This window comes from Pseudomonas sp. O230 (genome assembly GCF_045447035.1).
GTDB lineage: Bacteria > Pseudomonadota > Gammaproteobacteria > Pseudomonadales > Pseudomonadaceae > Aquipseudomonas.
In genome coordinates this window covers 547,257-560,006 of the sequence record NZ_JBJGXN010000001.1, presented here as the reverse complement: position 1 = coordinate 560,006, position 12,750 = coordinate 547,257, and the positions used below count along the sequence as shown (strand labels likewise).

At 59.5% G+C, this 12,750-nt stretch carries 12 protein-coding genes and 1 riboswitch; of the genes, 7 read left to right on the top strand and 5 right to left on the bottom strand.

The window, feature by feature from the left end:
- Positions 1–99: 99 nt before the first annotated feature.
- Together ligB and ACI77H_RS02680 are read left to right on the top strand one after the other, a co-directional pair.
- Entirely contained in the window at positions 100–1,773 is a 1,674-nt protein-coding gene (ligB, locus tag ACI77H_RS02685; RefSeq protein ID WP_407010214.1) for an NAD-dependent DNA ligase LigB, read from the top strand.
- A 98-nt stretch (positions 1,774–1,871) separates the two neighbouring features.
- The gene (locus ACI77H_RS02680) at positions 1,872–2,267 is read left to right on the top strand and encodes a DUF1090 domain-containing protein (RefSeq protein WP_407010212.1); all 396 of its coding nucleotides are present in this window, start codon (positions 1,872–1,874) and stop codon (positions 2,265–2,267) included.
- Positions 2,268–2,397: 130 nt separating this feature from the next.
- Here the strand turns inward: ACI77H_RS02680 and ACI77H_RS02675 are convergent, their stop codons facing one another.
- On the bottom strand, positions 2,398–2,847 hold the full coding sequence (locus tag ACI77H_RS02675) for a c-type cytochrome (RefSeq protein ID WP_407010211.1): 450 nt from the start codon (positions 2,845–2,847) through the stop codon (positions 2,398–2,400).
- Between the two features lie 128 nt (positions 2,848–2,975).
- Between ACI77H_RS02675 and ACI77H_RS02670 the strand changes: the two genes are divergently transcribed.
- Entirely contained in the window at positions 2,976–4,160 is a 1,185-nt protein-coding gene (locus ACI77H_RS02670) for a murein transglycosylase A (RefSeq protein WP_407010210.1), read from the top strand.
- 145 nt (positions 4,161–4,305) lie between these two features.
- Here the strand turns inward: ACI77H_RS02670 and ACI77H_RS02665 are convergent, their stop codons facing one another.
- Positions 4,306–4,689 carry an MAPEG family protein gene (locus ACI77H_RS02665; protein WP_407010209.1) on the bottom strand — a complete coding sequence of 128 codons (384 nt, stop codon included), beginning with the start codon at positions 4,687–4,689 and terminating at the stop codon, positions 4,306–4,308.
- Between the two features lie 42 nt (positions 4,690–4,731).
- Positions 4,732–5,565 (bottom strand): EamA family transporter, encoded by an 834-nt coding sequence (locus tag ACI77H_RS02660; RefSeq protein ID WP_407010208.1) that lies wholly within the window; start codon positions 5,563–5,565, stop codon positions 4,732–4,734.
- 280 nt (positions 5,566–5,845) lie between these two features.
- Here ACI77H_RS02660 and ACI77H_RS02655 point away from each other — a divergent pair, with 280 nt between their 5' ends.
- A complete protein-coding gene (locus ACI77H_RS02655; protein WP_407010207.1) occupies positions 5,846–7,015 on the top strand; it encodes an MFS transporter in 1,170 nt (389 codons plus the stop codon).
- Positions 7,016–7,112: 97 nt separating this feature from the next.
- Entirely contained in the window at positions 7,113–8,378 is a 1,266-nt protein-coding gene (locus ACI77H_RS02650; protein ID WP_407010206.1) for a cation:proton antiporter, read from the top strand.
- On the opposite strand, the gene ACI77H_RS02645 is transcribed toward ACI77H_RS02650, so the two are convergent.
- Positions 8,379–9,260: a formate/nitrite transporter family protein gene (locus ACI77H_RS02645; RefSeq protein WP_407010205.1), complete on the bottom strand. Its 882-nt coding sequence runs from the start codon at positions 9,258–9,260 to the stop codon at positions 8,379–8,381.
- 168 nt (positions 9,261–9,428) lie between these two features.
- A complete protein-coding gene (locus ACI77H_RS02640) occupies positions 9,429–9,821 on the bottom strand; it encodes an acyl-CoA thioesterase (protein ID WP_407010204.1) in 393 nt (130 codons plus the stop codon).
- A 198-nt stretch (positions 9,822–10,019) separates the two neighbouring features.
- Positions 10,020–10,121, top strand: a riboswitch (S-adenosyl-L-homocysteine riboswitch).
- A 23-nt stretch (positions 10,122–10,144) separates the two neighbouring features.
- Here ACI77H_RS02640 and ahcY point away from each other — a divergent pair.
- Positions 10,145–11,554, top strand: a complete 1,410-nt coding sequence (ahcY, locus tag ACI77H_RS02635) for an adenosylhomocysteinase (RefSeq protein WP_407010203.1) — start codon at positions 10,145–10,147, stop codon at positions 11,552–11,554.
- 160 nt (positions 11,555–11,714) lie between these two features.
- A complete protein-coding gene (gene metF / locus ACI77H_RS02630) occupies positions 11,715–12,560 on the top strand; it encodes a methylenetetrahydrofolate reductase [NAD(P)H] (RefSeq protein ID WP_407010202.1) in 846 nt (281 codons plus the stop codon).
- The last annotated feature ends 190 nt before the right edge of the window (positions 12,561–12,750 follow it).

Genomic DNA, 12,750 nt, shown 5'->3' with positions numbered 1-12,750 from the left:
AAGCCCAGTCACCCGGTAACACCAGGCAAAACACCCGCCTCCACCGCCAGAAAATACTGACTAGCCTTCGTATATTCCAATTGAGCAAGGACGCTCACGATGCTTCTGCGCCTGTTTCCGGCTTTCTTCCTGAGTTTTTTTTGCCTCACTACAACTGCAGCCGACTGCCCCGACTGGTCACCCGCCCGGACACTGGACGAAATCACCGCCCTGCAAAAAAAAATCGACATTTGGGACGACAACTATCACCGCCATGGTCGCTCACTGGTCGCCGACGAACTCTACGATCAGTCCCGTGCACGGCTGACCGAATGGCGAAAGTGTCTTGACCTGGATCTGGCGCCCGAACCCTTGCGTACCGCTGGCGGCAAGGTAAACCACCCTATTGCCCACACGGGGCTGGAAAAAGTTCGGGATAGTCATGCAGTCGAAAACTGGCTGCGCAGCCGCGAGGACATCTGGATACAACCCAAGGTTGACGGCGTAGCCGTGACGCTGATCTATCGCAACGGCGTGCTACATCAGGCGATCAGTCGCGGTGACGGCGTGAATGGGCAAGACTGGACGACCTCGGCGCAACTGATCCCCACCATCCCCCGCCAACTGTCGCAACCGTTGGACCTGCTGGTGCAAGGCGAACTCTATTGGCGACTGGCCGACCATGTGCAAGTCAAGGCCGGAAGCCTCAATGCTCGCGCCACCGTGGCCGGCTTGATGGCGCGCCGGGAACTCACCCCTGAGCAAGCCGCCGGTATCGGCTTGTTTATCTGGGAATGGCCACAAGGCCCGGCCGGCTTGCCCGCTCGCATTGCCGCGCTGGCTGAGCTGGGCTTGCCGAGCATCGCGCCTTACAGTCAGCCGGTGCAGACGTTTGCCGATGCCGAACACTGGCGCGATCACTGGTATCGCTCGCCCCTGCCCTTTGCCAGTGACGGTGTCGTCCTGCGCCAGAGCCAACGCCCTTCGGCCGAACGTTGGCAGGTGAAAACACCGCACTGGGCCGTCGCCTGGAAATACCCTTTCGCCCAAGCGTTAGCTGAAGTGCGCAAAGTCGACTTCAAGGTAGGTCGCACCGGACGGATTACCCCCGTCCTGGACCTGAAACCGGTGACGCTCGATGACCGGCAGATCAAGCGCGTTAGCGTCAGCTCCCTGCGCCGCTGGGCGGAACTGGACATCCGGCCCGGTGACCAGGTGTCCATCAGCCTTGCAGGGCTGACCATTCCCCGGCTCGATGGCGTCGTTTGGCAAGCCACCGAACGCCCGGCGCTGAAGGCGCCGCTGGCAGCCGACTTTCATCATTTGAGTTGTTGGCAGCCGACGCCGGGCTGCGAAAGCCAATTTCTCGCGCGACTGACCTGGCTCAGCGGCAAGCAAGGGCTGGCCTTGCCTCATGTCGGACCCGGAACGTGGGAGAAGCTTTTCGAAACAGGCCACCTGAATGGCCTACTGGATTGGTTGACACTCGATGCTCAAGAGCTTGCTAACATTAACGGCTTCGGCGAGCGCAGCAGTACTCGTCTCCTGAACAGTTTCAACAGCGCCCACCAACGGCCTTTTACTCGCTGGCTCAAAGCCTTGGGTTTACCACCGACCGGCCAGGCACGCCTCGCCGACTCCTGGCAGGAACTGGCACAACGAAACACCGAACAATGGCAGGCCGAAGCCGGAATAGGGCCGGGACGCGCGGCGCAATTGAGCGCATTTTTCCGCGACCCGCAGGTCCTGGCCTTGAGCGAAACATTACGTGCGGCGGGGATCGACGGTTTTTAGCGACCGCAGATACTCGCCCACCTGGGAACCCAAAGATGCCGATGGGCTCAAACGCCCATCGCCCTATCGACCCGATTGCACTTGCACATGGAGCTTTTATGAAATTCCTTTCACCGCTCGCCCTGCTGACCCTCTGCAGCGTGATGGCCGTTCCACTGATGGCCGCCGAAGAGGCCCCGGGGCTGACCGGTTGTGCCGCCAAGAAACAGGGCATCATCAACCAGATCGAGCTGGCCAAATCCCATGGCAACGCCGATCAGCAAGCGGGCCTGGAAACAGCGCTGAGCGAAGTCACCGCACATTGCACCGACGCTTCGCTGAAGAAGGAGCGGGAAAACAAGGTCCTCGACGCCAAGCATGAAGTCAGCAAACGTCAGGCCGACCTCGACAAGGCTATGAAGAAAGGCGATCCCGAGAAGATCAACAAACGCAAAGACAAACTGGCCGAGTCGCGCAAGGAACTGCAGGACGCGCTCGACGAGCTGGATAAGTAAAAGCAGCGACTCATCATGCATCCTTGGTGCTTTCGCGGACGCCTTCGCGGGCAAGCCCGCTCCCACAGGTTCAGCGCAATCCTTGTGGGAGCGGGCTTGCCCGCGAAGGCGTCAGTAAGAGCACCGCAATTTAATGATCCCGAAACTCTTTATGGCACGCACTGCAGGCATCTTCGACTTTCTGCACAGCAGGGCCCAGGTTACTGGCCTTGTAAGGCTGAACCTTGCTGGCAACCACCAATTCACCGGTGGCGGCTTCAAGGGTTCGGGCCATGTCCTGAAAGCGTGCCTGCTTCTGCCAGACATCGTCTTTGGCGCTGGTGTGATCTTCTTCGCGCACTTGCGGAAAATGCTTCCACGGCTCATGGGACAGCGCGTCGAGTTTCACCGCGCCGTCAGCGAATTTCGGGCCATCGAACGGAATGCGGCCGCGCAACATGCCACCAAGGTCTTCGCCGGTCTTGAGCATTTGTTTGAAGATTGCCTTGCGCTGACCCAATGGCGAATTCGGATCGACACCGCCGCACGCGGACAAGGTCAGGCAGGCCAGCAATACAACGGAAAGTCTTTTAAGAGTCATGGTGGCTTCAGGTCACGGGAAACGGCGGCCAGTATCCTCGCGTCATCGGTAAAGACCAATAGCCCTATTATCAATAAGGGTTGTTTGAGCGCATGGAGCACTCAGGCAACCGACAAAGGAATTACTCCATGAACAGCCGTTTCAAGGCATGGCGTCACCGCCTCGCCTGGACCCTTCCGATAGTGGCCGTGCTCGCAGGCTGCACCGGCGGTGACAACAACACACCGAAAACCCACGCACTGGCGACTTATTCCAGCGCCACCTGGGAAGCCCTGCCGACAGTCTCCGATAACGACCTGATCGCCGGTTTCGGCTCATGGCGCAGTGCCTGCGCCCGACTCAAGGCTGACCCGATCTGGGGCTCGACCTGCGCCGCTGCCGCCAACGTGCCGCTAACCGCCAATGACATTCGCGGCTTCCTCAAACAGAACCTCGACGTCTACGGCCTGCGCGCCGCCAACGACAATCCCAACGGTTTGATCACCGGTTACTACGAACCGGTCTACCCCGGCAGCCTGACCCAGACTGCCGTGGCGAACATCCCGGTGTACGGGGTTCCAGAGGACATGATCATCGTCTCTCTGGACAGCATCTACCCGGAGCTCAAAGGCAAACGCCTGCGCGGACGGCTCGAAGGTCGCGTGCTCAAGCCTTACGACGATGCCGCAACGATCGAGACCAAAGGCGTCAAGGCACCGGTCGTGGCATGGCTGACCGACCCGATGAACCTGCAATTCCTGCAAATCCAGGGGTCGGGACGCATTCAGCTCGACGACGGTCGTCAGTTGCGTATCGCGTATGCCGACCAGAATGGCCATCCGTATCGCCCCATCGGCCGCTGGCTGGTGGAGCAAGGCGAACTGAAGAAAGAAGACGTGACCATGGGCGCAATCAGCGACTGGGCCAAGGCCAATCCGGCGCGCATTCCGCAACTGCTTGGCAGCAACCCGAGCTACGTGTTCTTCACCCGTAACCCGGACAGCAACGAAGGCCCGCGCGGCTCGCTGAACGTACCGCTGACTGCGGGTTACAGCGCGGCAGTGGATCGCAAAGTGATCCCGCTGGGCAGTCTGTTGTGGTTATCCACGACGCGGCCAGACGGCACCGCACTGGTGCGTCCGGTGGCGGCTCAAGACACTGGCGGCGCGATTGCCGGCGAAGTTCGTGCGGACTTGTTCTGGGGCACCGGCGAAGCAGCCGGGCAATTGGCAGGTGACATGAAACAGCAGGGGCAGATCTGGATGCTCTGGCCCAAAGGCGCGGCGTTGCCGCAAGTGCCTCAGGTGGCTGATGCGGTGAAGACCAATCCTTGAGCCCTGGATTGGCAGTCAGATAGTCATCGCGAGCAAGCTTGCTCCTACAGGGGATCTGCGGCGCACACACAATGTGTGACCGAAGATAATCCAGTGTGGAAGCGGGCTTGCTCGCGAAGGGGCCAAGACAAACACCGCAGAAAAGTCAGACAGAAACCACAAAGAAACTGACAACCAACCCCATCCCCACAAACCACACCAGCGACCGCAGAATCGCCCAGTCCGCCAGGTAGCAAATGATGTACAGCAGACGGCTGGTGATAAATAAAACCGACAGCACATTGATGGTCACCAACTCGGCATTGCCAGCCAGATGCGCAACGATTACCGCCGCCGCGAACGCCGGGGTGATTTCAAAACTGTTCTGTTGCGCCGCATGTGCGCGCCTACCCAAGCCATTCAGCGACTCAAGAAAGTCCCGTGGATCATGGTTGTCTTTCAGACCATACCCGCCAACGACCTTGGCAATGGCCACGCAGAGATAAGGCAGGAAGATCGCGATCAAAATGCACCACAGAGCAACCGTCATATAGCAGTCCCTTGTTTTGAGTTTAAAAAATTCGGATTCCGGTCAAAACTTCATCACCAACATACCGATCAGCACCAACCCACAGGCTAAGAGCCGTGGCCGACCGAAAGGTTCTTTCAGGTAGCGCATACCAAACAGCACCACCAGAATCACGCTGATCTCACGCAAGGCCGCCGCCTCGGCAATCGACCCCAGTTGCATTGCCCACAGCACCAGAGCGTAGCTGAACAACACGCAAAACCCGACCGCCAACCCCAAGCGCCACTGTTCACGCCAGAACAGCATGAACGCCGGTCGCTTGCGCACCAACGCGAGCAAGGGAAACGGCCAGGCGCTGAGCAACGTCACCCAGACCAGGTAATCCAGCGGGTGCGACCAGCGCCGCAACGCCTGGCCATCGATGAAGGTGTAGCAGCCAATGCACAGCCCAATCAGCGCCACCACTGGCAACATCGACCACGGCAAACGCGCCCCGCCACCGCCCTGCCACAGCAGGCACAACATACCAAACGGGATAAGTAGAATTCCAAAGATCTGCTGATTCGTCAGCACTTCCCCGGCAAAGATCAGCGTCAAGGCCAGCACCACTAACGGCGACAAGCCACGCATCAGCGGATACACCAAACCGAGATCACCGACCCGATAGGCCTGAATCAGCAGATAACGATAGAGCAATTCGAACGCTGCCGATGCGAGAATCCATGGCCAGATTTCGATGGGTGGCAACGCCACGAACGGCAGCATCAGCGCGACAAAAAGCATCGCCACGCTGTCCATGCAGGCCACGACCAACAACCGTTCCGCACTGAATTTGATCAGGGTGTTCCACACCGCGTGCAACAGCGCCGCCATCAACACCAACGCCGTCGCAAGCACGGCACACTCCTTTTTATTGATCCCCCTACCCTGTAGGAGCTGGCTTGCCAGCGATGAACGATGACGCGGTCCGCCTGTTGGACCACGGCTCCTACAGAGCCGGGGGGAGAATTGATTCGCCATATGTCAGCAGCTGTTTATACTGCAAGCGACCACGCCGCACTCAGTTGCGCACAGACTAATTCCAATAATTTCTGCCATGGCCCGCTCTCTTCGAGAACGGCCGTCGGCTTGCGTATGCCTGATCACAGCGTCAAGACTACCGACCGAGACCTTGCGCATGCCACTCGCCTTGCTTGCCCTCGCTGTTGCCGCGTTTGGCATCGGCACCACTGAATTCGTCATCATGGGCTTGCTGCCCGACGTCGCTCGCGACCTTGCCGTGAGCATTCCCCACGCCGGTCTGTTGATCACCGGTTACGCCCTGGGCGTGGTGTTCGGCGCGCCGATCCTCGCCGTCGGCACCGCCAATATGCCGCGTAAAGCCACGCTGCTGGGCATGACGCTGATGTTCATCCTCGGCAACGTGCTCTGTGCGCTGGCACCCAACTACGCCACGCTGATGGCCGCGCGAGTCGTCACCGCATTGTGCCACGGGGCGTTCTTCGGCATCGGTTCGGTGGTCGCGGCCGGTCTGGTCGCGCCGAACAAACGGGCGCAGGCGATTGCCATGATGTTCACCGGCCTTACCCTGGCCAACGTGCTCGGCGTGCCATTGGGCACTGCGCTCGGCCAGTACGCCGGTTGGCGCTCGACGTTCTGGGCGGTGTCGGTGATAGGTGTGATCGCCGCGATTGCGCAGTGGGCCTGGTTGCCGAAAGACATCGTCATGGACAAGGCCAATCTCGCCAGCGAGTTCAAGGTGCTGGGCAAGGTCAACGTGCTGTTGGCTTTGGGCATGAGCGTGCTGGCGTCGACCAGCCTGTTCAGCGTGTTCACCTACATCGCGCCCATTCTTCAAGACATCACCGGGGTCAGCCCCCACGGCGTGACGATTATGCTGCTGTTGTTCGGTGTGGGTTTGACGGCGGGCAGCATGCTCGGCGGTCGCTTGGCCGACAGTCGTTTGTTGCCCTCGCTGGTGGGCATGGCGTTGGCGGTGGTGGTCGTGTTGGCCGCGTTCACGCAGACCAGTCACTCGGCGATTCCGGCGGCGATCACGCTGGTGTTGTGGGGGATTTTTGCCTTCGCTCTGTGCCCGATCCTGCAATTGCTGATCATCGATCAGGCGCATGAAGCACCCAATCTGGGTTCGACGCTGAACCAGAGCGCTTTCAATCTTGGTAACGCTGCAGGCGCCTGGATGGGTGGCCTGGTGGTCGCCAGTGGCGCGGATCTGGCGGACTTGCCGTGGACCGGGGCGCTGGTCAGTGGCTTGACGGTGCTGACAGCGCTTTTCTTCATTTACCTGCAACGTCGCGGTGTGGCTGCGGTCAATGTGTCCGGCTGAAAAATTACATCTTTGCTGAAACCGATTCGCGAGTCTGCTCTCGAAGAAGCTGACTCGCTGCATCTGCCAAAACCTGTTTTCCAACCAAGGACCCCGGATGCTTGAACTTGTCGCTGCCTTTATCTGCCTCACCACCCTTCTCACCTACGTGAATTTCCGCTTCATCGGCCTGCCCCCGACCATCGGCGTCATGGTCACCGCGCTGATGTTTTCCTTGTTGCTGCAAGGGTTGAGTTTCCTCGGTTATCCCGGCCTCGAAGAGCGTGTGCAACAGCTGATCGGCCAGATCGATTTCGGTGATCTGTTGATGAACTGGATGCTGTCCTTTCTGCTGTTCGCCGGCGCGCTGCACGTCAATCTCTATGACCTGCGCAGCTATCGCTGGCCCATCGGCCTGCTCGCAACGTTTGGCGTATTGATCGCCACTGCCGTGATCGGCAGCCTCGCGTATTACATCTTTGCTCTGTTCGGCTGGCACGTGAGCTTTCTGTATTGCCTGCTGTTCGGCGCGCTGATTTCCCCGACCGACCCGATCGCGGTGCTCGGCGTACTGCGAACTGCCAACGCGTCCAAGCCGCTTAAAACTACCATCGTCGGCGAATCGCTATTCAACGATGGCACCGCAGTGGTGGTGTTCACCGTACTGCTGGGCATCGCGCAACTCGGCGAAACCCCGACCGTAGGCGCCACCGCCATGCTGTTCGCGCATGAAGCGATGGGCGGCGTGCTGTTTGGTGGGCTGATCGGTTACCTGGTGTATCTGATGATCAAGAGCATCGAGCAGCACCAGATCGAAGTCATGCTGACCCTGGCACTGGTGATCGGCGGCTCGGCCATGGCGTCGGAACTGCATGTTTCCGCACCGATCGCGATGGTGGTCGCCGGCCTTATCATCGGCAATCTAGGGCGCAACCTGGCGATGAACGACATGACCCGAAAGTACCTGGACGGTTTCTGGGAGCTGCTCGACGACATGCTCAACGCCCTGTTGTTTGCCCTGATCGGCATGGAGCTGTTGCTGCTGCCGTTCAACTGGCTGCACGTGCTGGCGGCCAGTTTGCTGGCCCTGGCGATTCTGCTCTCGCGCCTGTTGACCGTGGCGCCGGCTATCCTGCTGCTGCGGCGCTGGCGCACAGTGCCGCGCGGGACAATCCGGATTCTGACCTGGGGTGGCTTGCGCGGTGGTGTTTCGGTGGCGCTCGCCCTGGCGCTGCCATTGGGCCCGGAGCGTGATTTGCTGCTGAGCATCACCTACATCGTGGTGTTGTCGTCGATCCTGTTGCAGGGCTTGAGCATCGGCAAACTGATCAAGCACGTGACCCGCGATGAGCCTGCGCCAACGGCACAGGCCGGGCATCACTGATTACTTTTTGACCTGCTGCGGGTCGGGCTCCCGATCCGCAGACTGCTTCGGCGGCCCGCTTTCGCTGCGAATCTGCGCATGACTCAACAGCGCAAAGATAAAGCTGCCACCGATGATGTTCCCCGCCAGCGTCGGCCCGGCGAACACCAGCCAGAAATCCTTCCACGGCAACTCGCCGGCAAACACCAGATACGACACCTCGGCCGAACCGACGACGATGTGGGTGAAATCCCCCAGCGCCATGAGGTAGGTGATGAGGATGATGATCCACATCTTGGCGCTCTCCATGGACGGAATCATCCAGACCATGGTCGCGATCATCCAGCCCGACACGATGCCTTTGGCGAACATCTTGCTCGCGTCGTTCTCCATGACCTTGCGCCCGATATCGAGGAAGGCCAGGTCGGTCTTGGTGTCGAAAATCGGCAGATGCAACATCACATACGCGACCAGCAAGGTGCCGCAGAGGTTGCCCACCAGCACCACCGACCACAGCCGCAACAACCGGCCGAAATTGTTCAGGGTGGGTTTGGTCATGACCGGCAGCACCGCCGTCAGGGTGTTCTCGGTGAACAATTGCTGGCGGGCGAGGATGACCGCAAGGAACCCGGCGCAGTAACCGAAACTGGCGATCACCTTGAAGTGTTCGCCGTCCGGCAGGCGCGAGTTGAGCAGCCCCATGGCCATCAGCGACAGGCCCATGGTCAGGCCGGCGGCGAACGCCGACCACCACAACGCGGCGACGCTGCGCTCGAGCTCCTGATCGCCCTGGGTGCGGATGATTTCGTGCAGTACCGCCGCACGTGGTGGCTGGTTTTTATCGACGTCGTGCTGTTCTTCAGCCGAGAGGTTCGGGGTCTTGCCGTCTTTTTGCGTGTCCATAAAGCTCCGCAACCGGTGGCGTGTCATGTAGGTACGACACGCGAGGTTCGGCGCTGTTCAGTGCTTACACAAATTGTAGGAGCCAGCTTGCTGGCGATGGGGCCGACTCGGTTTCTGTGATGAGGCTGATGACGCTATCGCCGGCAAGCCGACTCCTACGGACCCGCATTACTCGTCCCTGAACTGGTCTTTGACGTATTTGATCTCGGTCCGGCCGTGCGGCGCGGGCAGGCCATCTTCACCGAGGTTGACGAAGACCATCTTCTCCACCGTCAGGATGCTTTTGCGGGTGATCTTGTTGCGCACTTCGCAGGTCAGGGTGATCGAGGTGCGGCCGAACTCGGTGGCGGTGATGCCCAGTTCGATGATGTCGCCCTGGCGCGAGGCGCTGACGAAGTTGATTTCGGAAATGTACTTGGTGACCACGCGCTGATTGCCCAACTGGACGATGGCGTAGATCGCCGCTTCTTCGTCGATCCAGCGCAACAGACTGCCGCCGAACAGCGTGCCGTTGGGGTTGAGGTCTTCGGGTTTTACCCATTTGCGGGTGTGGAAGTTCATGTTCACTCCTGAGCGTCTGGCCGAATGATGGGCGCCATCATGGCAGAGCCCGGACTAGAGCTCTATCAAGCATCGTCTATGGCTCCGATTACCGTTCAGACATTGACCTGCAGAAAGGCTTTGGAAGATCAGCATAGCCCGCTATAATCGCCCCCGTTTCAAAACGGTAACGTTCCATTGATACCGTTTTCCCGCCACCTGTCCGAGGGGCGCTGCAGCAGGTTCAACCTGTCAGGCTCGGATGGGGCGTTGCCTGGTCTCATCGACCAGACACTAAACGCACAACGGCGCCCATTCGCATACATTACGAATGGAGGCTCTTCATGAGCGCTGTTATCACGCCTGCAGATTTTAACGATTACAAAGTCGCCGACATGTCCCTGGCTGCCTGGGGCCGTCGCGAAACCATCATCGCTGAATCCGAAATGCCAGCCCTGATGGGTCTGCGCCGCAAGTACGCCGGTGAGCAACCGCTCAAGGGCGCCAAGATTCTCGGCTGCATCCACATGACCATTCAGACTGCCGTGCTGATCGAAACCCTGGTTGCCCTGGGTGCCGAAGTACGTTGGTCGTCCTGCAACATTTTCTCGACTCAGGATCAGGCCGCTGCCGCTATCGCTGCTGCCGGCATCGCGGTTTACGCCTGGAAAGGCGAGACTGAAGAAGAGTACGAGTGGTGCCTGGAGCAAACCATCCTGAAAGATGGCGCGCCTTGGGATGCCAACATGATCCTCGACGACGGCGGCGACCTGACCGAGCTGCTGCACAAGAAATACCCGGCCATCCTGGACCGCGTCCACGGCGTGACCGAAGAGACCACCACCGGCGTTCACCGCCTGCTGGACATGCTGGCCAAGGGCGAGCTGAAAATCCCGGCCATCAACGTCAACGACTCGGTGACCAAGAGCAAGAACGACAACAAGTACGGCTGCCGTCACAGCCTGAACGACGCGATCAAGCGCGGTACCGACCACCTGCTGTCCGGCAAGCAAGCGCTGGTCATCGGTTACGGTGACGTGGGCAAGGGCTCGGCTCAGTCCCTGCGTCAGGAAGGCATGATCGTTAAAGTCTCCGAAGTCGACCCGATCTGCGCCATGCAAGCCTGCATGGACGGTTTCGAACTGGTTTCGCCGTTCATCGACGGTATCAACACCGGTACCGAAGCAAGCATCGACAAAGCGCTGCTGGGCAAGATCGACCTGATCGTGACCACCACCGGCAACGTCAACGTTTGCGACGCCAACATGCTCAAAGCACTGAAGAAGCGGGCTGTTGTCTGCAACATCGGTCACTTCGACAACGAAATCGACACCGCTTTCATGCGCAAGAACTGGGCATGGGAAGAAGTGAAGCCACAGGTTCACAAAATCCACCGTACCGGTCCTGGCGCATTCGATGCCCAGAACGACGACTACCTGATCCTGCTGGCCGAAGGCCGCCTGGTGAACCTGGGTAACGCCACCGGTCACCCAAGCCGCATCATGGACGGTTCGTTCGCCAACCAGGTTTTGGCTCAGATCTTCCTGTTCGGTCAAAAGTACGCCGACCTGTCGCCAGCCCAGAAAGCCGAGCGCCTGACCGTTGAAGTACTGCCGAAGAAACTCGACGAAGAAGTGGCCCTGGAAATGGTCCGCGGTTTCGGCGGCGTTGTGACTCAACTGACCAAGACCCAGGCCGACTACATCGGCGTGACCGTCGAAGGCCCGTTCAAGCCGCACGCTTACCGCTACTGATTCGACCCGCTGCCTGCTCTCCCTTGTGGGAGCGGGCTTGCTCGCGAAGGCGATTTATCATTCAACATTGATGTCGTCTGACACACCGCCTTCGCGAGCAAGCCCGCTCCCACATTGGGATGTGCAAGCCTCCGGCTTACGTGTTTCCAAGGATATGACCATGTCCCAAGACCGTCGCTACAGCTTCGAGTTCTTCCCTACGAAGACCGACGCTGGGCATGAAAAGCTGCTCGCCACTGCTCGCCAGCTGGCAACGTACAACCCCGATTTCTTCTCCTGCACCTATGGCGCTGGCGGCTCGACCCGTGATCGAACCCTCAACACCGTGTTGCAGCTCGAAAGCGAAGTCAAAGTCCCTGCCGCACCGCATCTGTCCTGCGTGGGCGACAGCAAGGAAGACTTGCGCGGCCTGCTGGCGCAATACAAGGCTGCTGGCATCAAGCGCATTGTTGCCCTGCGCGGTGACCTGCCTTCGGGCATGGGCATGGCCAGCGGCGAAATGCGCCACGCCAACGATCTGGTCGAATTCATTCGTGAAGAGACCGGTGATCATTTCCACATCGAAGTCGCCGCTTACCCGGAGATGCATCCGCAAGCGCGCAATTTCGAAGACGATCTGACCAATTTCGTGCGCAAAGCCAACGCTGGCGCCGACAGCGCGATTACCCAGTACTTCTTCAACGCCGACAGCTACTTCTACTTCGTCGAGCGTGTACGGGCGAAGGGCGTGAACATCCCGATCGTGCCGGGCATCATGCCGATCACCAACTACAGCAAGCTCGCGCGCTTCTCCGATGCCTGCGGTGCGGAAATCCCGCGCTGGATCCGCAAGCAACTGGAAGCCTACGGCGACGACACCCAGAGCATTCAAGGCTTTGGTGAACAGGTCATCACCGAGATGTGCGAACGCCTGCTGCAAGGTGGCGCGCCAGGGTTGCACTTCTACACACTGAACCAGGCTGAAGCGAGTCTGGCGGTGTGGAACAACCTGAAGTTACCGCGCTGACAAACGTTTAAAGCAAGATCAAAAGATCGCAGCCTTCGGCAGCGCCTGCATTGAATGTGTAATTCGTGCAGGCGCTGCCGACGCTGCGATCTTTTGCTTTTAACGCGCCTTTATTGTGAAGCAAGGCACGGAGATAGAGCTTCTGGAGCGGGTTTCTGGCTCTTTACGGTTTCTCGTCGTAATCTCTGGC